Consider the following 23,002-nt stretch of genomic DNA (forward strand, 5'->3'; position numbering starts at 1 on the left):
TGCGTGAGACGCGCGAGCGCCTTCGGGAGGCCGAAGAGAAGGAGCAGGAGCCCATCGCGATCGTCGCGATGAGCTGCCGTTACCCCGGCGGCGCGCACACGCCCGAGGCGCTCTGGCAGCTCCTCCGGGACGGCACCGACGCCATCTCCGGCTTCCCCGAGGGCCGCGGCTGGGAGCTCGACGCGCTCTACGACCCCGACCCCGACGCGAGGGGCAAGAGCTACGTGCGCGAGGGGGGCTTCCTCCACGACGCGGATCGCTTCGACCCCGCCTTCTTCGACATCAGCCCGCGCGAGGCGCTCGCCATCGATCCGCAGCAGCGGCTCTTGCTCGAGCTCTCGTGGGAGGCCGTCGAGCGCGCGGGCATCGACCCGAGATCCCTCCAGGGCAGCCAGACCGGCGTGTTCGTCGGCGTCATGTACCAGGACTACGGCGCGCGCATGCTCGCGGCGCTGGACAGGCTCGACGGCCATGTCGCGCTCGGCAGCGGCGGCAGCCTCGCTCCCGGGCGCGTCGCGTACACCCTCGGGCTCGAGGGGCCCGCCGTGGCCGTCGATACGGCGTGCAGCTCCTCGCTCGTGGCGCTCCACCTCGCCTGCCAGGCGTTGCGCCGCGGCGAGTGCTCCCTGGCGCTCGCCGGCGGCGTCACCGTCATGGCGACCCCGACCGTCTTCATCGAGTTCAGCCGCCAGCGCGGGCTCGCGCCCGACGGCCGCTGCAAATCCTTCTCCGCCCGCGCCGACGGCGCCGGCTGGGCCGAGGGCGCCGGGATGCTGCTCCTCTCGCGGCTCGACGATGCACGGCGCCACGGTTATCCCATCCTGGCCGTCGTCCGCGGCTCCGCCGTCAACCAGGACGGCAAGAGTCAGGGGCTCACCGCGCCCAACGGCCCCTCCCAGGAGCGCGTCATCCGTCGAGCCCTCGAGAGCGCCCGGCTCTCGGCCGGCGATGTCGATGCCGTCGACGCCCACGGCACCGGGACCCCCCTCGGCGACCCCATCGAGGCCCAGGCCCTGCTCGCCACCTACGGACAAGGCCGCTCCAGCGACAACCCCCTGTGGCTCGGATCCATCAAGTCCAACGTCGGCCACACCCAGGCCGCCGCGGGCGTCGCCGGGGTCATCAAGATGGTCCTGGCCATGCGGCACGGGCTCCTGCCCAGGACCCTGCACGCCGACACCCCTTCTCCGCACGTCGACTGGTCGCCGGGCACGGTCCGCCTCCTGACCGAGCCGAGGCCGTGGCCGGACCACGGCCGTCCACGCCGCGCCGGCGTCTCCTCGTTCGGCATCAGCGGCACCAACGCCCATGTCCTCCTCGAGCAAGCCCCTGCCGATGGGGCGCCGGCGGCGCCGGCGAGGCCGCTCGCGGCGCCCCCGCAGCCGCTCGCGGCGCCCCCGCCGTGGTTGCCCCTGCTCGTCTCGGGCACCACCGAGGCCGCCGTGCGGGCCCAGGCCGAGCGGCTGCGGGCGCACCTCGAGGCCCACCCGGATCTGGCGCTCGTGGACATCGCCTCGTCGCTCGCCACCACGCGCTCGCACTTCGCGCGGCGGGCCGTGGTCGTGGCGAGCGAGCGCGCCGTCCTCCCGGGCGCCCTGGGCGCTCTCGCCCAGGGCAGCGCCGCGCCGGAGCTGGTGCTCGGAGAGGCCCGGGGTGGCGACAAGCTCGCCCTGCTCTTCACCGGACAGGGCAGCCAGCGCCCCGGCATGGGCCGCGCCCTCTACGAGGCGTTCCCCGTCTATCGCGACGCCCTCGACGCCGTGTGCGCCCGCCTCGACGCGGCGCCACGACCCGCGTCGATGCGCGCTCGCCCGGTGCGCGACGTCCTCTTCGCCCCCGAGGGCACCGAGGACGCCGCCCTGATGCATCAGACCGCCTTCACCCAGACGACCCTCTTCGCGCTCGAGGTGGCCCTCTTCCGGCTGCTGGAGAGCTGGGGGCTCGAGCCCGATCTCTTGCTCGGCCACTCCATCGGCGAGCTGGTGGCCGCCCACGTCGCCGGCGTGCTGTCGCTCGACGACGCCTGCGCCCTCGTCGCGGCGCGCGCTCACCTCATGCAGGCGCTCCCTCCGGGCGGCGCCATGGTCTCGCTCCAGGCGTCCGAGGACGAGATCGCGCCCCTGCTGGGAGAAATCGCGCAAGCGGATCCGCGGCGCGCGCCGGGCACGCGCGAAGGCCGGGTCGCCATCGCCGCCCTCAACGGCCCCCTGTCCACCGTGATCGCGGGGGACGAGGACGCCGTCCTGGCGGTGGCCAGGCGCGTCGAGGCCCTCGGGCGCAAGACCACGCGCCTGCACGTCAGCCACGCCTTCCACTCCCCGCGCATGGAAGGAATGCTCGACGCGTTTCGCCGCGTCCTCCGCCAGCTCACCTTCCATCCGCCCCGCATCCCCCTCGTCTCCAACCTCACCGGCAAGCTCGCCACCGTCGAGGCGCTGCGCTCCCCCGACACCTGGGTGCGGCACGCGCGAGAGGCCGTGCGCTTCGTCGATGGCGTCCGCACCCTCGAGGCCGAGGGCGTCACCACCTTCCTCGAGCTCGGCCCCCGCGGCGTGCTCTGCGCCATGGCCCAGGGCTGCCTGTCCGAGGAGGCGCTGGCCCGCTCCGCCTTCTTGCCTGCCCTCCGCGACGACCGCCCCGAGCTCCAGGCGCTCACCGCCGCGCTCGGCGGCCTGCACGTCCGCGGACACGCGATCGACTGGAGGGCGTTCTTCGCCCCCTTCGGCGCGCGGCGCATCGACCTGCCCACCTACGCCTTCCAGCGCGAACGCTACTGGCTCGCGGGGCCCGGGACCCCGAGCGCCGGCGTGGCCGCCGGCCCATCGTCGCCCGCCGAGGGCGGCTTCTGGGAGGCCGTGGAGCGGGGCGATCTCGATTCCCTCACCGAGGCGCTGCGCGTCGACGGCGACGACGACCGCGCCTCGCTGGCCGCCCTCTTGCCCGCGCTCTCGACCTATCGCCGCGAGCGCCGCGCGCAGCGCGCCCTCGACGCCCTCCGTTACCACGCTGTCTGGAGGCCGCTGGCCAGCCCCTCCGCGAGCGACCTTGCGGGGACCTGGCTGCTCTTCACGACGGACCGGGGCGCCGCTCTCCCGGATCCCTCGGCTCCCGCCGATCCTGCGGACGACCCGCTCGGGCGCGCCGTCCTCCGGGCGCTCACCGGCCGCGGCGCGACGGTCGTCCGGGTGCCGGTGGCGGAGGGCGACTGCGACCGCGCCGCCCTCTGCGCGCGGCTGCGCGAGGCGCTCGGGGACGGGGCCGCGCCGCGCGGCGTGCTCTCGCTCCTCGCCCTCGACGAGACCCCGCTGCCCGCGCACCCCGCGCTGCCCCGGGGGCTCGCCCTCACGCTCGCGCTCGTGCAGGCCCTGGGCGACGCGGCGCTCGAGGCGCCGCTCTGGCTGGTCACCCGCGGCGCCGTCTCCGTCGGACCCGCCGCCCCCGTCGAGCACCCGCTGCAGGCGCTGACCTGGGGGCTCGGCCGCGTGGTCGCGCTGGAGCACCCCGAGCGCTGGGGTGGGCTCGTCGACCTCGCCGAGGCCTCCGACTCCGACGACGAGGCGCTCGAGCCGCTCGCCGCCGTGCTCGGCGGTCGCACCGCCGAGGACGAGCTCGCGCTGCGCCCCTCCGGGCCGTTCGCGCGACGGCTGGTGAGGGCGCCCCTCGGCGAGCCCGGCGCCGCCCGCGGCGGGAGCCCGGATCGAGGGGCGCCGTTCAGGCCGCGCGGCACCGTGCTCGTCACCGGCGGCACCGGCGGCCTCGGCGCCCACGTCGCCCGATGGCTCGCCCGCAACGGCGCCGAGCACCTCGTGCTCACCAGCCGCCGCGGACAGGACGCCCCTTCCGCGGCCGAGCTCGCGGCGGAGCTCACCGCCCTCGGGGTCCGCGTCACCGTCGCCGCCTGCGACGCGGCCGACCGATCGGCGCTCGCGGCCCTGGTCCAGGGCCTCGCGGCCGAAGGAGATCCCCTCCGCGCCGTCATCCACGCGGCGGGCGTCGTCCAGCAGACGCCGCTGTCGCAGATCACCCTGTCCGAGCTCGCCAGCGTCGTCGCCGGCAAGGCCCTCGGGGCGCTGCACCTCGACGCGCTCGTCGGCGGCGCGCCCCTCGACGCCTTCCTCCTCTTCTCGTCGAGCGCCGGCGTCTTCGGCAACGTCCACCAGGGCGGCTATGCGGCCGCCAACGCCTTCCTCGACGCGCTGGCCGAGCGGCGCCGCGCCCTGGGGCGACCGGCCGCCTCGATCGCCTGGGGCCCGTGGGCCGGCGACGGCATGGCCGACGACGCGCGCCTCCAGGATCTGCTCCACCGGCGCGGGCTGCGCAGGATGGCTCCGGAGCTCGCCCTCGCGGCCCTGCAGCAGGCGCTCGATCACGGCGACACCACGCTGACCGTCGCCGACATCGACTGGGCGCGCCTGGTTCCGCCGTTCACGGCCGCGCGCGCGCGCCCCTTGCTGGACGAGCTGCCCGAGGCCCGAGCGGCGCTCGACGAGCGATCCAGGGCGCCGTCGCCCGCGACGAACGAGGCCGAGCTCCTCCTCGTCCGGCTCGCGCGCCTCGCCGAGCGCGAGCGTCTCCACCACCTCGTCGCCCTCGTGCGGGCGGAGACGGCCGCCGTGCTCGGCGAGCCCGACGCGTCGCGCGTCGACCCGCACACGGGCTTCGTCAACCTCGGCCTCGACTCGCTGCTGGCCGTCGAGCTCCGCCGGCGGCTCCAGCGGGCGACGGGCGTGCGCCTGCCGGCGACCCTGGCCTTCGACCACCCCTCGCCCCACCGCGTCGCGGCCTTCCTCCTCGAGGCCCTCGCCCCGGCCCTCGGTCAGCCGCTCCGTGCCGTGCGCGAGGAAGGGCAGCCCCGGGTCGCGCCCGCGCCGAGCGAGGAGCCCATCGCCATTGTCGGGCTGGGGCTGCGCCTGCCCGGCGGCATCGCCGACCTCGACGGCCTGTGGCGCCTCCTGGAGCAGGGCCTCGATGCGGTCGGCCCCATCCCCGAGGGCCGCTGGAACGCCGGCGCCTTCTACGATCCGGACCCGGACGAGAAGGGGAAGAGCTACGTCCGCGAGGCGGCCTTCCTCGACCACATCGACCTCTTCGATGCGGCCTTCTTCGGGATCAGCCCCCGGGAGGCGAAGCACATCGACCCGCAGCACCGCCTCCTGCTCGAGGCCGCCTGGCACGCCCTCGAGGGCGCCGGCGTCGTCCCGGCTTCCCTCAGGGACTCCCGGACCGGCGTCTTCGTGGGCATCGGCCCGAGCGATTACGAGCTGCTCCAGGGCACGAGCCAGGAGGCCGACGCCTACGCCGTCATGGGGACGCACTCCTCGTTCGCCGCGGGGCGGCTCGCGTTCACCCTGGGGCTGCAGGGGCCGGCGCTCTCCGTGGACACGGCCTGCTCTTCCTCGCTCGTCGCGCTCCACCTCGCGTGCCAGTCCCTGCGCCGCGGCGAGTGCGATCTCGCCCTCGCCGGCGGCGTGCAGGTGATGGCCGCGCCGGACGGCTTCGTGCTCCTGTCGCGCGCCCGCGCCCTCGCCCCCGACGGCCGCTCCAAGACCTTCTCCGCCCAGGCCGACGGGTACGGCCGCGGCGAGGGGGTCGTGGTCCTCGCCCTCGAGCGCCTCGGCGACGCGCGCGCGCGCGGGCGCGATATCCTGGCCGTCATCCGCGGCAGCGCCGTCAACCACGACGGCGCGAGCAGCGGCATCACGGCGCCGAACGGCACCTCCCAGCAGAAGGTGCTGCGCGCCGCGCTCGAGGACGCGCGGCTCACCCCGGCGGACGTCGATGTGATCGAGTGCCACGGCACGGGCACCTCGCTGGGAGATCCCATCGAGGTGCAGGCGCTGGCCGCTGTCTACGGCGAGGGGCGCGCCGCGCGCGGCGCGGAGCGCCCGCTGCTGCTCGGCGCGGTCAAGACCAACATCGGCCACCTCGAGTCCGCCGCCGGGCTCGCCGGCGTGGCCAAGATGGTCGCCGCGCTGCGAAACGAGGCGCTGCCGGCGACGCTGCGCACGACCCCGCGCAACCCGCACATCGACTGGGGCGCGCTCCCCATTCAGGTCGTCGACGCCCTGCGCCCCTGGCCCCGGCGCGACGGCGGCGAGCCCCGCCGCGCGGGGGTGTCGGCCTTCGGGCTCTCCGGCACCAACGCCCACGTCGTCCTCGAGGAGGCCCCCTCCGTCGAGCCGGCGGCCCCCATCGAGCCGGTCGCGGCCCTGCCCCGGGCGCATTCGCTGCTGCTGTCGGCCAGGAGCGAGGCGGCGCTGCGGGCGCAGGCCGAGCGCCTCGGGGCGCACCTCGCGGCGCATCCGGAGCTCGAGCTCGAGGACGTCGCCCGCACGCTCGCGACGGCGCGCTCGCAGCTCGAGCGGAGGGCCGCGGTGGTGGCGACCGACCGTGGCGCGGCGCTCGAGGCGCTCTCGGCGCTGGCGCAGGGCCGCTCGAGCCCCGACGCGGTGCTCGGAGAGGCGAACGTCGAGGGCAAGCTGGTCTTCGTGTTCCCGGGACAGGGCTCCCAGTGGATCGGGATGGCGCAGGCGCTGCTCGACACCTCCGACGTGTTCCGGGGGCAGATCGAGGCGTGTGCGCGCGCCCTCTCGGCCCACGTCGACTGGCCGCTGCTCCCGGTGCTGCGCGGCGAGGCGGGCGCGCCCTCGCTGGAGCGGGTCGACGTGGTGCAGCCGGCGCTCTTCGCGGTGATGGTGTCGCTGGCCGCGCTCTGGCGCGCGCTGGGCGTCGAGCCGGACGCGGTCGTCGGCCACAGCCAGGGTGAGATCGCCGCGGCCTGCGTCGCCGGCGCGCTGTCGCTCGAGGACGCGGCCAGGGTGGTCGCGCTGCGCAGCCGCGCGCTCCAGCGGCTCGCGGGTCAGGGCGCCATGGCGGCCGCGGAGCTGTCCGCGGCCGAGATCGAGGCGCGGATCGAGCGCTGGGGCGAGCGGCTGGCCGTCGCCGCGATCAACAGCCCTCGATCCACCGTGGTCTCGGGCGAGCCCGACGCCATCGACGCGCTGCTGCGCGAGCTCGACGCGGCGCACGTCTTCGCGCGCAAGGTGCGCGTCGATTACGCCTCCCATTGCGCCCAGGTGGAGGCCGTCCGCGAGGAGCTCCTGGACAGGCTCGCGCCGATCCGGGCCCGCGCGTCCACCATCCCGCTCTACTCGACCGTGACGGCCGAGCGGATCGAGGGCGCGGCGCTCGACGGCGCGTACTGGGTCCGGAATCTCCGGCAGACGGTCCGCTTCGCGGACGCCACACGCAGGCTGCTGTCCGACGGACATCGCTTCTTCATCGAGGTCAGCCCCCATCCGGTGCTGACGCCCGCGCTGCAGGAGACGGCCGGCGCGTCGAGCGCGCCCGCCGCGGTGGTCGGCTCGCTGCGGCGCGACGAGGGCGACCTCCGGCGGCTCCTCCTCTCGCTCTGCGAGCTCACCACCCAGGGCCTCGCCCTGGACTGGACCAAGGTGCTGCCCGGAGGCCGGCGGGTCCCGCTCCCCCCCTATCCCTTCCAGCGCGAGCGCTGCTGGCTCGATGCCCCCAGGAGCCGCACCACCGACGCGGACGCGCCGTCGCCCGCCGACCGCCGCTTCTGGGAGGCCGTCGAGGGGGCGGATCTCGGCGCCCTGACCGAGGCGCTGCGCGTCGAGGGCGAGGAGCAACGGGCGTCCCTCGCCGCCCTGCTGCCCGCGCTGTCGCGCTGGCGCCGCCAGCAGAGCGAGCGAAGCGCCCTCGACGCCTGGCGCTACCGCGTCGCGTGGAGGCCTCTCGCGAGCGCCACCGGCGGCGATCTCTCGGGCAGGTGGCTGCTCTTCTACCGTGCTCTGGACGCCGCACCGGAGGGGCTCTCCTCCGCGGATCCCTCCTCCAGCGAGCCCGCCGGCGACGCGATCGCGCGCGCAGCGCACCGGGCGCTCGCCGAGCGCGGCGCGGAGGTCCTCCCGGTGCCGGTCGCGGCGGGCGACCTCGACCGCTCGCGCCTGGCCGCGCGCCTGCGCGAGGTGCTCGGCGGCGGCGCCGCGCCGCGCGGCGCCCTGTCGCTGCTCGCGCTCGACGAGGCCGCGTTGCCCGACCATCCCGCCCTGCCGCGCGGGCTCGCCCTGACGCTCGCGCTCGTGCAGGCGCTGGGAGACGCCGCGATCCAGGCGCCCCTGTGGCTGCTGACCCGCGGCGCCGTCTCCATCGGGCGTTCCGACCCGCTCGCCCGCCCGCTGCAGGCGCTGGCGTGGGGCCTCGGCCGGGTCGTGGCCCTCGAGCACCCCGAGCGCTGGGGCGGGCTGCTCGACCTGCCCGACGCGCTCGACCCCCGCGCGCTGGAGCGGCTCGCCGCCGCGCTCGCGCGCCCCGAGGACGACCAGATGGCGCTGCGCCCCTCGGGGCTGTTCGTCCGGCGGCTGGTCCGCGCGCCGCTCGGCGACGCCCCGGCGGCGCGCGCCTTCACGCCGCGCGGCAGCGTGCTCGTCACCGGCGGCACCGGCGCCCTGGCCGCCCACGTCGCGCGCTGGCTCGCGCGCGCCGGCGCCGAGCGCCTGGTCCTGACGAGCCGCCGCGGGCAGGACGCCCCCGGCGTCGCCGAGCTCGTCGCCGAGCTGACCGCGCTCGGCGCCCGCGTCACCGTCGCCGCCTGCGATACCGCCGACCGGCAGGCCCTCGCCGCGTTGCTCCAGCGCCTGGACGACGAGGGGCCTCCTCTCCGCGCCGTCTTCCACGCCGCGGGCGTCACCCAGCAGGCGCCCCTGGCCGAGACCCGCCTCGACGAGCTCGCCGCCGTCGCCTCCGGCAAGATCGACGGCGCCCGGCACCTCCACGAGCTGCTCGGCGATCGCGCCCTCGACGCCTTCGTCCTGTTCTCGTCGGCCGCGGGCGTCTGGGGGAGCGGGCACCAGGGCGGCTACGCCGCGGCCAACGCCTTCCTGGACGCGCTCGCCGAGCATCGCCGCGCCCTCGGCCTCCCGGCGACCTCGATCGCGTGGGGCGCCTGGGCGGGCGGCGGCATGGCCGACGGCGCGGGCCAGCACCAGCTCAGCCGGCGCGGCGTGTCCGCGATGGCGCCCCGGCGCGCGATCGCGGCCTTGCAGCAGGCGCTCGACCAGGACGAGGTCACCTTGACCGTCGCCGACGTCGACTGGGCCCGCTTTGCCCCGGCCTTCGCCGCCGCGCGCCCGCGCCCGTTGCTCGGCGAGCTCCCCGAGGCCCAGCGCGCGCTCGAGGCGCTGTCCCCCGCGACCGGCGCCGCCGCGCTGCTCGCCGAGCTCCGCGCCCTCCCGGCGAGCGAGCGGCTCCGCCGCCTGACCTCCCTCGTGCTGGCGGAGACGGCCGCGGTCCTCGGCCACCCCGACGCGTCCCGCGTCGACCCGCGCAAGGGCTTCACCGCGCTCGGGTTCGACTCGCTCATGGCCGTCGAGCTGCGCACGCGGCTCGGCAAGCTGACCGGCCAGCGCGTCTCGGTCGGGCTCCTCTTCGAGCTCGCCGGCCCGCGGGCGCTGGCCGAGCTGCTCGCCGGATCGATCCCGGCGGACGACGCCGACGCCGCGCGGCTGCCGCCCCTGGTCGTCGACCCGGCCGCGCGTCACGAGCCGTTCGCGCTGACCGCGATCCAGCGCGCCTACTGGCTCGGCCGCGGCCGCCAGTTCGCGCTCGGCGGGGTCGCCACCCACTTCTACGTCGAGCTCGACTTCGCCGGCCTGGATCTGGTCCGCCTCGAGCGCGCGATCGACCGGCTGATCGCGCGCCACGACATGCTGCGCGCGATCGTGCACCCCGACGCCCGGCAGCAGGTCCTGGCCGAGGTGCCCCCGATGACCATCGAGGTCCTCGACGCTGCGAGCCTCGCCCCTGGAGAGGCCGCGGCGCGCGCCGCGGCGGTGCGCGCCGCGATGTCGCACCGGGTGCTGCCGGCGGACCGGTGGCCCTTGTTCGAGATCTGCGCGACCCGGCTGCCGGACGGCGTGATCCGGCTGCACCTCGGCGTCGACCTCCTGATCGCCGATGGCCGGAGCCTCATCCTCCTCTTCCAGGAGGTGGTGCGCCTCTACGCCGACCCGGAGGCCAGCCTGAAGCCCCTCGAGCTGACCTTCCGCGATTACGTACGCTGGCAGGAAGCCCTCGCGGGCACGCCGGCGGCCGAGCGCGATCTCGCCTACTGGCGCGCGCGCGCCGAGGCGCTCCCGCCGGGGCCCGAGCTGCCGCTCGCGGTCGCGCCCGACGCGATCGGGGTCCCGCGCTTCCGCCACCTGACCGCGGACCTCGCGGACACCGACTGGGAGGCGCTGAAGGCGCGCGCGCAGGCGCGCGGCCTCACCCCATCGGGCGTCCTCATGGCGGCCTTCGCCGAGGTGCTCGGCGCCTTCAGCCGGCGGCCCCGCTTCACGCTCAACCTGACGCTGTTCAACCGCCTGCCGATCCACCCCGACATCGACCAGATCATCGGCGACTTCACCGCCGTCATCCTGGTCGAGATCGATCCCGGCGACGGCGCGAGCTTCGAGGCGCGCGCGCGGCGCTACCAGCGGCAGCTCCGCGACGATCTCGATCATCACCTGGTCAGCTGCCTCGACGTGACGCGAGAGATCGCCCACGCCCGCGGCGGCTTCGCCAGCTTCCCGGTGGTGTTCACGAGCGCCCTCGGCCTGGGCGACCTGGCGCCGGCGGGCCCGCCGTCCGGCGCCCGCCTGCTCGGCGCTCCGCACGCCGTCTCGCAGACGCCGCAGGTGTGGCTCGATCACCAGGCGATCGAGATCGGCGGCCGGCTGTCGACCTCGTGGGACTTCGTCGAGGGGCTGTTCCCGGACGGCGTGATCGACGCCATGTTCGCGGCCTACGCGGGCCTGCTCGCCAGGCTCGCGGCGTCGGACGAGGCCTGGAGCGCGCCGGACTGGGCGCTCACGCCGCCCGAGCAGCTCGCGCGCCGCGCCGCCGTCAACGCGACCGAGGGCCCGCTCCCGACCCAGCTCCTGCACCAGCTCGTCGAGCGCCAGGCGGCGCTCCGGCCGGACGCGCTCGCGGTGGTCGACGTCCGGCGCCGGCTCAGCTACCGGGAGCTCCTGGGCGAGGCGCGGCGGATCGCCCGCCACCTGCGCGCGCGCGGCGTCACGCCCGGCGAGCTCGTCGCGGTGGTGATGGAGAAGGGCTGGCCCCAGGTCGTGGGCGTCCTGGCCGTGCTCCTCGCGGGCGGCGCGTACCTGCCGATCGACGCCGAGCTCCCCGAGATGCGCCGGCGCGCGCTGCTCGCCCGCGGCCGGGTGCGCCACGCGCTGACCGACGAGGCGACGCTCCGCGGCCGCTGGCCCGACCCGGTCGAGGCGCTCGCGGTCGACGCGCCGGGCGCCTGCGCGGAGCAGGACGACGGCCCGCTCGATCCGGCGCAGCGGCTCACCGATCTGGCCTACGTGATCTTCACCTCCGGCTCGACCGGGCAGCCCAAGGGCGTCGCCGTCGAGCACCTCGGCGCGGTCAACACGATCCTCGACATCCAGGAGCGCTTCGCGGTGGGCCCTCACGACCGCGTGCTCGGGATCTCGTCGCTCTCGTTCGACCTGTCCGTGTGGGACATCTTCGGCGTGCTCGGCGCCGGGGGCACGCTGGTCCTCCCCGAACCGGCCGCGCTGCGCAACCCGGCCCGCTCGGCCGAGTGGCTGCGCAACGAGGGCGTCACCCTGTGGAACTCGGTCCCGGCGCTCTTGCAGATGCTGGTCGACCACGCCGCCGGCCGCCCCGACGTCCTGCCGGCGACGCTGCGGCTCGCCTTGCTGTCGGGCGACTGGATCCCGGTCGCGCTGCCCGATGCCCTCCGCGCGCTCGTCCCCCGCTGCCGCGTCGTGAGCCTCGGCGGCGCCACCGAGGCGTCGATCTGGTCGATCCTCCATCCGATCGAGCAGGTCGATCCCCGCTGGACGTCGATCCCCTACGGCCGCCCGATGCGCAACCAGACGTTTCATGTCCTGGACGCGCAGCTGCGCCCGTGCCCCGACGGCGTCCCCGGGGAGCTCTACATCGGCGGGATCGGCCTTGCGCGGGAGTACTTCGGCGACCCCGCCCGCACCGCCGAGCGCTTCCTCGTGCACCCGCGGAGCGGCGAGCGGCTGTACCGCACCGGCGATCTCGGCCGTTATCTGCCGAGCGGAGACATCGAGTTCCTCGGCCGCGAGGATCACCAGGTCAAGGTCGGCGGCCACCGCATCGAGCTCGGCGAGATCGAGTGGCACCTCGAGCGGCACCCCCTCGTGAAGCGCGCGGTCGTCAGCACGGTCGGCCAGGCCAGCGGCGCGAAGCAGCTCGCGGCCTACCTCGTCGCCGCCAAGGACGACAGGCGCGACGGCTCGACGAGGGCGCGCGCCGAGCGCGCGGCGCTCAAGCTGGGCCCGGGCTGGCGGCCGTCGGGCGCCCCCTCGTTCGATCTCGCGGCCCGCGGCGATCGGGAGGCGCCGTGGCCTCGCAAGAGCTACCGCGTCTTCGAGGGCCCCGGCCTCACCGGCGCGGCGCTCGCCCGCGTGGTGGCGACCCCGGCGCGCCCGGTCGCCGCCGCGCATGCGCCCTCGGCGAGCTCGCTCGGCGCGCTGCTCGAGGTGCTGCGCCCGCTGCCCGCGCCGCGCCAGCCGCTGCCGAAGTACCGCCACGCCTCGGCGGGCAGCCTGTACCCGGTGCACGTCCTCCTGGACGTCCCTCGCGCCGCGGACCTGCCCGCGGGCCGCTACGGCTACGATCGTGAAGCCCATCGCCTGGTCCGGCTCGGCGACGTCGAGGCGACCGCGCTGACCCTCCACCTCGTGGCGGACGCCGCGCGCGTGCGGCCGCTCTACGGCGACCTCACCGAGGCGCTGTGCCACCTCGACGCCGGCTACGCCGCCGAGCTGCTGATCGATCGCGCCGCCGAGCTCGGGATCGACCTCGGGCCCGCCGCGGAGGGCGCCGCCCCCCTCGCGGGCCTGGTCAGCCACGACGAGCTCTGGGCGACGAGCCTCCGGGCGGGCGCGCCGCCCGGAGAGCCCACCCGACTCGAGCTCTGGCTCGTGGTGCGCGAGCCGCTCGCGGACCTCACGCCCGGGGTCTACCGCCAGCGCGAGGCGGCCTGGCAGCGGGTCTCCGACGGCACGATCGCCGAGGAGCAGCTCCCGGGCAACGAGGCGGTCGCCGCCGGCGCGCCCGCCGCGCTCTTGCTCTTCGGCCCCCGGGAGGCGGCCGCGTGGCGCCTCGCGGGCCGCCTGGGCCAGCGCTGGATGGAGGCGGCCGGAGCCCACGGCGTGGGCCTGTGCCCCGTCGGGCTGGTCGCGGACGACGTCCTGTCGGCGGAGCGGCCTGCCGGTCTCGCCGTCGTCCACGCCTTGCTGGCGGGCAGCGTCAGCCAGGAGCAGCTCGCGGACGACGCCGCGAGCGAGCTCGGGCTGACCGCGCGCGACGTCCGGCGCTGGCTGGGCCGGCGCCTGCCCGCGTACATGGTGCCGACCCACGTGACGCTGCTCGACGCGCTCCCCGTCACCGCGAACGGCAAGGTGGATCGCGGCGCGCTGCCCGATCCGACCCGCGCCGCCGCCGCGCACGCGCTCGCCGCGCCCGGAGGCCAGCGCGGCGACGACCTCGAGGACCGCGTCGCGGCGGTCGTCGAGCAGCGGCTCGGGATCGAGCGCATCGACCGCCGCCGCCCCTTCTTCGAGCTCGGCGCCGACTCGCTGGCCCTGGTCCAGATCCACGCGCGGCTCGCCGGCCAGCTCGGGCTCGCGGTCGACGTCGCGGACCTGTTCAGCTACCCGTCGATCGTCGAGCTGACCCAGAAGCTGCGCGGGACCGGGGCGGCGCTCGCCGCGGCGTCCCCGCGGTCCGCGGCCGCCGGGTACGAGCCGATCGCGATCGTGGGCGCGGGCTGTCGCTTCCCCGGCGGCGCCGGCGATCCCGAGGCGCTCTGGCGGCTGCTGCTCGCCGGCGTGGACGCCACCCGCGAGGTCCCGATCGACCGCTGGGACGCGGACGCGCTCTACGACGCCGACGCGGACGCGCCCGGCAAGATGACCTCGCGGCGCGGCGGCTTCCTCGACGACATCGACCGCTTCGACCCCGAGTTCTTCGGCGTCTCGCCGCGCGAGGCCGCGGCCATGGATCCGCAGCAGCGGCTGCTGCTCGAGACCGCCTGGGAGGCGCTCGAGGGGGCGGGCATCGTGCCCGAGCGGCTGCGCGGCACGCAGACCGGCGTCTTCGTCGGCCTCATGTCGTCCGACTACCTGCCCGCGGCGCAGCCCGGCCTCGAGGCGCTCGACGGCTACATCGGGACCGGCAACACGGGCAGCGTCGCGTCGGGCCGGCTGTCGTACTTCCTCGGCACGCACGGGCCGAGCATGACGGTCGACACGGCTTGCTCGTCCTCGCTGGTGGCGCTGCACCTGGCCTGCCAGAGCCTGCGCGCGGGCGAGTGCGACACCGCCCTGGTCGGCGGCGCCACGCTGGTGCTGACGCCCGCGCTCTACGTCGAGTTCTCCCGCCTGCGCGGGATGGCGCCGGACGGCCGCTGCAAGAGCTTCTCGGCCGCCGCCGACGGCGTGGCCTGGAGCGAGGGCGCCGGCGTGCTCGTGCTGAAGCGGCTGCCCGACGCCATCGCCGCCGGCGACGCGATCCTCGCCGTGGTCCGCGCCTCGGCCGTGAACCAGGACGGCCGCAGCGCGGGCCTCACGGCCCCGAACGGGCGCGCGCAGGAGACGGTGCTGCGCCGGGCCCTCTCGCTGGCCGGGGTCGAGCCGCACGAGGTCGGCTACGTCGAGGCCCACGGCACCGGCACGCGGCTCGGCGACTCGGTCGAGGCCCGCGCGCTCGGCGCGGTCTACGGCGCCGGCCGAGAGGCGCCGCTCGTCATCGGCTCGATCAAGTCGAACCTCGGGCACACGCAGGCGGCGGCCGGCATCGCCGGGGTGCTCAAGGCGGCCCTCGCGCTCGCCCACCGCACCATCCCCGCCAGCCTGCACGCGGACGAGCCGCGCCCGGACATCGCCTGGGGCGCCCTCGGGCTCGACGTCGCGCGCCGGGCGCGCCCCTGGCCCGACGCCCGCCTGGCCGGCGTCAGCGCGTTCGGCGCCAGCGGCACCAACGCCCACGTCATCCTGGAGCGACCGCCCGAGCCCCCGCTCCCCGCGGCCGCGGCGGCCGAGGCGCCGCCGGCCTGGCGCCCGTTCGTGCTGTCGGCCCGCACCGGCGGCGCGCTGCGGGCCCAGGCGGCGCGGCTCGGGGCGCACCTCGAATCCCATCCGGACCTCGCCCTGGCCGACGTCGCCCACACGCTCGCCGCCGCGCGCTCGCACTTCGCGCAGCGCGCGGCGGTGGTCGCCCGCGATCGCGCGGGGCTGCTCCGCGCGCTCGACGCCCTCGCCCGGGGAGAGCCCTCTCCCGACGCGGTGATCGGCGCCGCCGGGCCCCGCGGCAAGGTCGTCTTCGTCTTCCCGGGGCAGGGCTCGCAGTGGGCGCAGATGGCGCGCTCGCTCCTCGAGAGCTCCGAGGTCTTCCGGGCGCACATCGAGGCCTGCGATCGGGCGCTCTCTCCTCACGTGAGCTGGTCGCTGCTCGCCGTGCTCCGCGGAGAGGGCGACCCCGCGATGGACCGGGCCAGCGTCGTGCAGCCCGCGCTCTTCGCCGTGATGGTCTCGCTCGCCGCGCTCTTTCGCTCGCTGGGCGTCGAGCCCGACGCCGTGGTCGGCCACAGCCAGGGCGAGATCGCCGCCGCCTGCGTCGCCGGAGCGCTCTCGCTCGAGGACGCCGCCAGGGTGGTCGCGCTGCGCAGCCGCGCGCTCGCCCGGCTCGAGGGCAAGGGCGCCATGGCGGCCGTGGAGCTCCCCGCCGCCGAGCTCCGCGAGCGCCTGGGGCGCTGGGGCGAGCGGCTCTCGATCGCCGCGACCAACAGCCCTCGCTCCACGGTCGTCTCCGGCGAGCCGGCGGCCCTCGACGCGCTGCTGCTCGAGCTCGAGGCCGCGCAGATCTTCGCCCGCAAGGTGCGCGTCGACTACGCGTCGCACTGCGCCCAGGTGGAGGCGATCCGCGACGAGCTGCTGGCCGATCTCGCGGCGACAGCGCCGCGCGCGGCCTCCATCCCGCTCCGCTCCACCGTCAGCGGCGAGCGGCTCGATGGAGTCGAGCTCGACGCCGCGTACTGGTACCGGAACCTCCGGGAGCCGGTCCGCTTCGCGGACGCCGCGCGCGCGCTCCTCTCCGAGGATCATCGCTTCTTCGTGGAGGTCAGCCCCCACCCCGTGCTGGCGCTCGCCCTGCAGGAGACGATCGAGGCGCAGGGGCTCACGGCGGCGGTCGTCGGCTCGCTGCGGCGCGGCGAGGGCGACCTCCGGCGGCTCCTCCTCTCGCTCTGCGAGCTCCACACCCAGGGCCTCGCCCTGGACTGGGCCAGGGTGCTGCCCGGAGGCCGGCGCGTCCCGCTCCCCACCTATGCCTTCCAGCGCGAGCGCTACTGGCTCGACGCTCCGGCGGCGACGACCGAGCGCGCGGCGGGGCTCCACGCGAGCGAGCACCCGCTGCTCGGGGTTCACGGCGTGGCGGCGGACACGGGCGCGCGGATCTTCAACACGACCGTCTCGCGGCGCTCGCCGTCCTGGGTCGGCGATCACCACGTGCTCGGCAGCACCCTCCTGCCCGGCGTGGCCCTCTTCGAGCTGGCGCGCGCCGCGGCCGAGGCGAGCGATCCCTCCCGGGACCTCTCGCTCACCGAGGCGGTGGTGCACACGCCGCTGCTCGTGCCCGAGCGCGGCGAGGTGCGCCTGCAGGTGAGCGTGGCCCCTGCCGGCGCCGGGGAGGCGGCGCGCGTGCGCATCTACAGCGCGCCGCGCACCCAGGACCCCGAGGACATCGCCTGGACGCTGCACGCCGAGGCCACCCTGGAGTCCCTGCCGGACGAGGCCGCGCCGCCGCCGGCGCCGCGGCGCCTGCCCCCGGAGGGGAGCGAGCCCGAGCCCATCGACGGGTGCTACGAGGCGCTCAGGGAGCACGGGCTGGCGTACGGCCCGCGTTTCCAGACGCTGCGGGCGTCGTGGCGCGAGCGGCAGCCGGACGGCTCCGTGGTGCGCTGGGTGAGGGCTGCGCTCGACGACGCGTGGCGCGGCGAGGCCCGGGCGTACGGCGTGCACCCGGCCCTGCTCGACGGCGTGCTGCACGCGGCCGGGCTGTGGCAGGACGGCGCCCCGCGCGGCGTCTTCCTGCCGTTCGCGCTCGCCGGACTGCGTCTCTGGCGGAGAGGGGCGCACGCGCTGTGGGCCCGCGTGCAGCACGCGCGCGAGGGCGACGAGCTGGAGCGGCTCGACGTCACGCTCCACGACGAGCAGGGCGCGCCCGTCGGCGAGCTGCGCGGGCTGCACCTCAAGCGCGCGGACGGCGCGGCGGTGCGCCGCGCCACGCGCGCGGAGCGGCACCGCTACAGCGTCGCCTGGCACGAGCTCCCGCCGCGCGCCGCCCGCCCCTCGGGCCGCTGGGCGCTCCTCTCCGACGGCGGGCCGCGGGAGCGAGCGCTCCGGCAGGCGCTGGAGGGCGCGGGCGTCGCGCTCGAGGAGGCCTCGCTGGACGCGCTCGACGGCGAGCGCGGCGTGATTCGCCTCTGGCCCGCGCCCGAGGACGGCGGGGGCGACCTCGCGGAGCGCGCCGGCGCGCAGGTCGCGCGGGCGCTCGCGGAGCTGCAGCGCCTCGCGTCTCGCGATCGGCCGGTCTCCCGCGTCGTCTGGGTCACGCGAGGGGCGGTCGCGGCCTCCGCCGGCGACGGCGTGAGCGCGCTGGAGCAGGCGCCGCTCTGGGGCCTCGCGCGCAGCGCGCGCCTGGAGCACCCGGAGCTCGACCTGCGCCTCGTGGACCTGAGCTCCGGCACCCCTGCGGCGGGCGCGCTCGCTCGGGCGCTCTCGCTCGACGAGGAGCCCGAGGTGGCGGTCCGGGGGGAGCGCCTGCTCGTCCCGAGGCTGCTGCGCGCGGCGCCTGCGCCCCGGGCGCCCGAGCGCCCGGGCCCACGCGAGGGGACGTACCTCGTCACGGGCGGCCTCGGCTTGCTCGGACGGCACACGGCGCGCTGGCTCGCGGAGCAGGGCGCGTCGCACCTCGTCCTGACGTCGCGTCGCGGCGGGGCGACGGAGGGCGCCGATCTCGTCGAGGCGGAGCTCGCGGCGCTCGGCGCGAAGGTCACCGTCGTCGCCTGCGACGTGGCGGATCTCGAGGCCGTGCGCGCGCTCGTCGGCGGCGCGGCCGAGGAGGGACCGCTGCGCGGCGTGTTTCATTGCGCCGGCGTGCTCGACGACGGCGTGCTGCGCCATCAGACCCGGGAGCGGTTCGCGAGGGTCCTGGCCCCCAAGATCGCGGGCGCATGGAACCTGCATCGGGCCACCGAGGGGCTCGCCCTCGATCACTTCGTGCTCTTCTCGTCGATCGCCGGCGTGCTGGGGGCCTCGGGCCAGAGCAACTACGCGGCGGCCAACGCGTTCCTCGACGCGCTGGCGCATCAAAGGAGGGCTCGAGGGCTGCCCGCCACCTCGATCGCGTGGGGCTACTGGTCCGAGCGCAGCGGCATGACGGCGCACCTCGGCGAGGCCGACGTCCAGCGCATGGCGCGCGCGGGCCTGGGCGCGCTCTCCGCGAGCGAGGGCGTCCTCCTGCTCGACAGCGCGGTCGGCGCGGGGGATGTCCTGTCCGTGGCGGCGGTGCTGGAGCTCGACCGGATGCGCACGGCGCTGGAGCGTTCCCGGGGCCGCGTACCGCCGCTGCTCAGCCGGCTGCTCCGGCTGCGCGAGGCCCCTTCGTCCCCGGACGCCTCCGGGGAGCGCGCGCGCCTGGAGCGCCTCCCGCCGGCCGAGCGGCGAGCCGCGCTGCTCGATCTCGTGCGCGAGGAGCTCGCGAGGGCGCTCGGGCTGGGCTCGCCGCGCGACATCGCGCCGGATCGACCGCTGCTCGAGCTCGGCCTGAACTCCCTGATGGCGCTCGAGATCCGGCAGCGGCTCGGCGCGCGGCTCGGCCTGTCCTTGCCTGCGACGCTGCTCTTCGAGCACCCGACGGCCGACGGGGCGGCCGGCAGGGTGCTCCGCCAGCTGGAGCCCGAGCTCCTGACCCCGGCGCCCGCCGCGCGCCGGGGTGGAGAGGTGGCCTCAGGACCGGGCCAGGGCGCCGCGCCTGCCGACACCGGCGGCGGGAGCGCGCTGATCTCGAACGTCAGGCAGCTGAGCGAGATCGGCGAGCTCGATCTGGGTTACGACCTCGTGGTCCTCTCGTCCCGGATCCGCCGCGCCCGCGAGGTGAAGGCGAGGCCGCCGGGCCATTTCCCGAGCCCGATCAAGCTGACCAGCGGCAGCGCGCTGCCTGTCGTGCTGTGCTTCCCCACGGTCACACCGCCGACGGGTGCCATCCAGTATGCCCGCTTCGCCTCGGCGCTCTCGGGGCACCGCGACGTCTGGGTGCTCCCCAACCCGGGCTTCGGGCACGACGAGCCTCTGCCGGAGGACCGCGCGACCGTGGTTCGAGCGCACGCCGAGAGCGTCGTGCGATGCGCCGGCGGGGCTCCCTTTGTCCTCGTGGGGACCTCCTCGGGCGGATGGATCGCCCACGCGGTCGGGAGCCACCTCGAGGGGCTCGGCATCTCCCCGGCCGCGGTCGTGCTCCTCGACACCTACCTGATGCGTGATGTGTCTGCTGCGACAGCGACCGCGCTGCTGCGCGCGTGGATCGGGTATCTCCCCTCCGTGCCGCGCACGGACAACGAGTTCACGGCCATGCCGTGGTACTCCGAGCTCTTCGAGGACTGGGTGCCTGCGCCGCTCGTCACCCCCACGCTGCTCGTCCGTGTCACGGAGCCCATGCCCGGCATGGAGGGCGAGGTCGTGCCCGGCAGCGGCGACTGGCGGACGCACTGGGAGCAAGCCCACGCCGTCATGGATCTGCCTGGCAACCACTTCACCATACTGACCGACCACGCCGATACGACCGCCCGGCTCGTCCACGACTGGCTCCTCACGACCCACGCGCCAGGGTGAGCGCTGCCCTGTGTCTTCACGGGCAACGTCACCTCGTCCACACGCACCACGCGCGTCATCACGAGCCCCCGGCGGCGATGCGCCTCGCCGCCCCGCGCGAGCGTGATGCTCACTGTCCGCATCACGGGACGATGGCCTCATCCTCTCCTCGAGCCGCGCTCCATGGGCGCGGGAGCTCCTCGCCTCGAAGATCACCGACGGCGCGAGCGACGAGGGCGACCGGCGCCCCGGGCCCTCAGGCGGCGCGGGGCCGCACGTCGTAGCCGGCCCCGCGCACGGCCTCGACGAGGGCGTCCACGGGCGCGCTCGCCGGCTCGTGCTGCACGACCACGGTCCCCTCGCGCAGGCGCACCTCGACCCGCTCGACGCCGTCGAGCGCGCGAAGCGCGCTGTCGATGTGGCGAACGCAGGACGGGCAGCTCATCCCGCCGACCTCCAGCAGGGTCTCGTTCATGGCGTCTCCCTCTCTCCCTTTCCACGACCCACGGCCGTTCACCCCGGAAGACGCGGCCACCCCGCCTCATTACACCCCCGGATCGCGCTGCCCATTCCCGCGCCCGGCCGCTCAATTCCCCTACCGCGGGGATCGCGGGCCCTCCGGCGGCGCGAGCCGCGCGTCGAGCGCCAGGGGGCCGGCCCCGACGAGCAAGAGGAACAGCGCCCCGAGGAGCATGGACCAGTCGGTGCGCGAATCGTGCGCCATCGCCCAGAACCCGCGCTGCACGAGGATGGGGATCTTCGTCGTCGTGATGGCGACGAGCATCGTGGCGATCAGCGGCATGGCGGCGAGGCGCGTCGCGAGCCCGAGCAGGACGAGGCTCCCGCAGAGGATCTCCGTGGCGCCGACGAAGGGGCCGAGGACATCCGGCGCAGGGAGGCCGATCTTGGCGAAGCGGCCTGCGCCGCGCTCGGCCGCGAAGAGGAACTTCTGGATCCCTTCGGAGAGGAAGACGCTGCCCACGGCGAGGCGGATCAGGACCGTCGGCGCAGGGGCTCTCGTCCCGGTGATCCAGCGGAGCAGGTTCCGGTGGGGCGCGGTGTTCATGGCGGCATGGTAACCCAGGACCCCGGACGGAATCCCCGCGCGCCACAAGGTCGAGCCTGCCCGCCCGGCCGCAGCCCCTCGCGCCCTCCGTCGTCCCGCCCCGGGGGTCGGGATCGGACGCCGGCGCACATCGCGAGCGATCTTTTTGTGCACCGTGACAGGCTCTTTGGTATGTTGCCGCTCCCTCGACCGCCGCGCCGAGCGGCAGTCGAGCCGACGCTCTTTCAATCGCCGAGCTTCGAGGTCCGCTCCGGCCGCCCCGCGGGGGGTCGGGCGGACCATCCTGACAACCTGGAGAGGTGGCCGAGTGGCTGAAGGCACACGCTTGCTAAGCGTGCGATCGGGAAACTGATCCGCGGGTTCGAATCCCGCCCTCTCCGCCGCGAACGTTCAGCGTCGCGCCCCCTGGGGCGTCCTGAGCCTCGCGCGCGCAGGCGACCCTCGGACGGCGCGTGCCGCCCCGCGCCGGAAGCGCTGCTCGCCCTGCAGCGAGCCACGCGCGGGGGCGGCGCCGCCGCGCGCTCCGCCATCCGTGCGCATACCGCTCGCGAGCGCGTGCGCGGCGACCGCCGTCCGCCGTCCGCCGGGCCTCAGGCCGCCCTGGTCCTCAGCACGCGCGACTGCAGGAACTGGTAGATGGTCTTGATCGCGTCGAACGAGCCGACGGCGCTCTCCTTGATCACCTCGCTCACCGTGCGCGAGCCGTTGACCGCCCCGAGCACGAGCTCCTCGGTGCGCGTGAGCTTGCCCGAGCCCACGCCGTCGAGCGCGACCTGATCGACGACCACGACCTGATCGAAGTTGATCGTCCCCTCCATGAGCCGCCACTCGTCGACGCGCCGGAACCCCTCGAGCACCAGCGAGGACACCGGGAGGCCGAGGCGCGCCTGCTCCACCTCGGGGCGGAACGGCTCGCGCGTGAACGAGAAGCGCCCGTACGGCCAGCGCAGCACCTCGTAGATGAGCTCGCTCGACTGGCGCTCCAGCACGGCGATGAGATCGTCCTGCGTCGCGACGCCCGCCTCCACGAGCACCTGGCCGAGCAGCGCCGACGGGCTCTTCTCGCGGAGCAGCGCCTCGAGCTGCTCCCGCGTGACGAGCCCCCGCTCGATGAAGTAGCGCCCGAGCTTGAACTCGTCGGACGAGTGGCGCGCCTGCACGAGATCGATGAGCCCCTGGCGGAGCGAGATCGTGACCGACGCGCGGTTGGTGGCCACGCGCAGCACGCCCGTCTGCCGCTGCATCTGCAAGAGCTGGAGGATCTCGGCCAGCGGGATCGCGGAGACGTCGCCGCTCATCACCTCCTTGGCGTCCGGGGGCGTGTCGAGATCGCGCAGCGTCAGCGTCAGCATGGACACCACGTCGCCCGTCATCACGCGGGCGATCGCCTGCATCACGGCCGCCTCGTTGGTCCGCGCCTCGGGAGAGAGGCTCATGATCGCCGGCGTCATCACCGTCGCCAGGTGCTGGGCGAAGTCGATCCCGGCGCGCTGGCGCATGTGCCGGAACATGAGGCTCGGCCGCACGCTCTCGGCGATCATGTCCTCGTCGAGCATCTTCGCGCCCTCGGGGACGGGCCGCGCGCGCCCCTCCGCCGTCTTCGCGAGCGCCCCCTCGATCACCGCGACCAGCGCGCGCGCGTCGAACGGCTTCGTGATCGCGTCGACGGCGCCGGTCTGCTGCACGAACTGCCCCCGGAGCTTGTCGCCCTTGGCGCTCATCAGGACCACGGGGACCGTGCGGTGCGCCGGGTTCGACCGGAGCTCCCGGCAGAAGGCGTAGCCGTTCATCCGCGGCATCACGAAGTCGAGGAGGACGAGATCGTACTTCGGCCCCTTCTTGATGAGCTCGATCCCCGCGAGCCCGTCCCGCGCCACGGTCGGATCAAACCCGTTGCGAGTCAGGATGGCGCTGACGACCTTCAGGATGGTCGGGCTGTCGTCGACAACGAGGACGCGCGCCGGGGAGGCCATGGCGAAGAATACGGTCCTAC

The 23,002-nt window shown here is 75.9% G+C and carries 4 protein-coding genes and 1 tRNA gene (1 of these 5 cut by a window edge); 2 read left to right on the forward strand and 3 right to left on the reverse strand.

Features of this window, described 5'->3' with window-relative positions; genetic code table 11:
- A protein-coding gene (locus WMF31_RS38515; RefSeq protein WP_436606873.1) for a type I polyketide synthase crosses the window boundary here: on the forward strand, nucleotides 1-19,964 show its 3' portion. It extends 55 nt beyond the left edge of the window; 19,964 of the gene's 20,019 nt are visible here — the last part of the coding sequence; its start codon lies beyond the left edge, outside the window; the stop codon is at nucleotides 19,962-19,964.
- Between the two features lie 235 nt (nucleotides 19,965-20,199).
- Here WMF31_RS38515 and WMF31_RS38520 read toward each other — a convergent pair whose 3' ends face one another.
- Together WMF31_RS38520 and WMF31_RS38525 are read right to left on the reverse strand one after the other, a co-directional pair.
- Nucleotides 20,200-20,418, reverse strand: coding sequence for a heavy-metal-associated domain-containing protein (locus WMF31_RS38520; protein WP_436606874.1), 219 nt, complete (start codon nucleotides 20,416-20,418; stop codon nucleotides 20,200-20,202).
- Between the two features lie 120 nt (nucleotides 20,419-20,538).
- Nucleotides 20,539-21,009 carry a DoxX family protein gene (locus WMF31_RS38525; protein ID WP_436606875.1) on the reverse strand — a complete coding sequence of 157 codons (471 nt, stop codon included), beginning with the start codon at nucleotides 21,007-21,009 and terminating at the stop codon, nucleotides 20,539-20,541.
- 293 nt (nucleotides 21,010-21,302) lie between these two features.
- On the opposite strand from WMF31_RS38525, the gene WMF31_RS38530 reads away from it, so the two are divergent.
- Nucleotides 21,303-21,389, forward strand: a tRNA-Ser gene (locus tag WMF31_RS38530).
- A gap of 210 nt (nucleotides 21,390-21,599) precedes the next feature.
- On the opposite strand, the gene WMF31_RS38535 is transcribed toward WMF31_RS38530, so the two are convergent.
- The gene (locus WMF31_RS38535; RefSeq protein ID WP_436606876.1) at nucleotides 21,600-22,982 is read right to left on the reverse strand and encodes a DUF4388 domain-containing protein; all 1,383 of its coding nucleotides are present in this window, start codon (nucleotides 22,980-22,982) and stop codon (nucleotides 21,600-21,602) included.
- Between the last annotated feature and the right edge of the window lie 20 nt (nucleotides 22,983-23,002).

The sequence above is a fragment of the Sorangium sp. So ce1036 genome, from assembly GCF_051369805.1.
In the GTDB taxonomy this organism is placed as follows: Bacteria; Myxococcota_A; Polyangia; order Polyangiales; family Polyangiaceae; genus Sorangium; species Sorangium cellulosum_F.

Coding starts and splice junctions, on each gene's coding strand:
- WMF31_RS38520 (WP_436606874.1), bottom strand. CDS start 20,418: ATGAACGAGACCCTGCTGGAGGTCGGCGGGATGAGCTGCCCGTCCTGC.
- WMF31_RS38525 (WP_436606875.1), bottom strand. CDS start 21,009: ATGAACACCGCGCCCCACCGGAACCTGCTCCGCTGGATCACCGGGACG.
- WMF31_RS38535 (WP_436606876.1), bottom strand. CDS start 22,982: ATGGCCTCCCCGGCGCGCGTCCTCGTTGTCGACGACAGCCCGACCATC.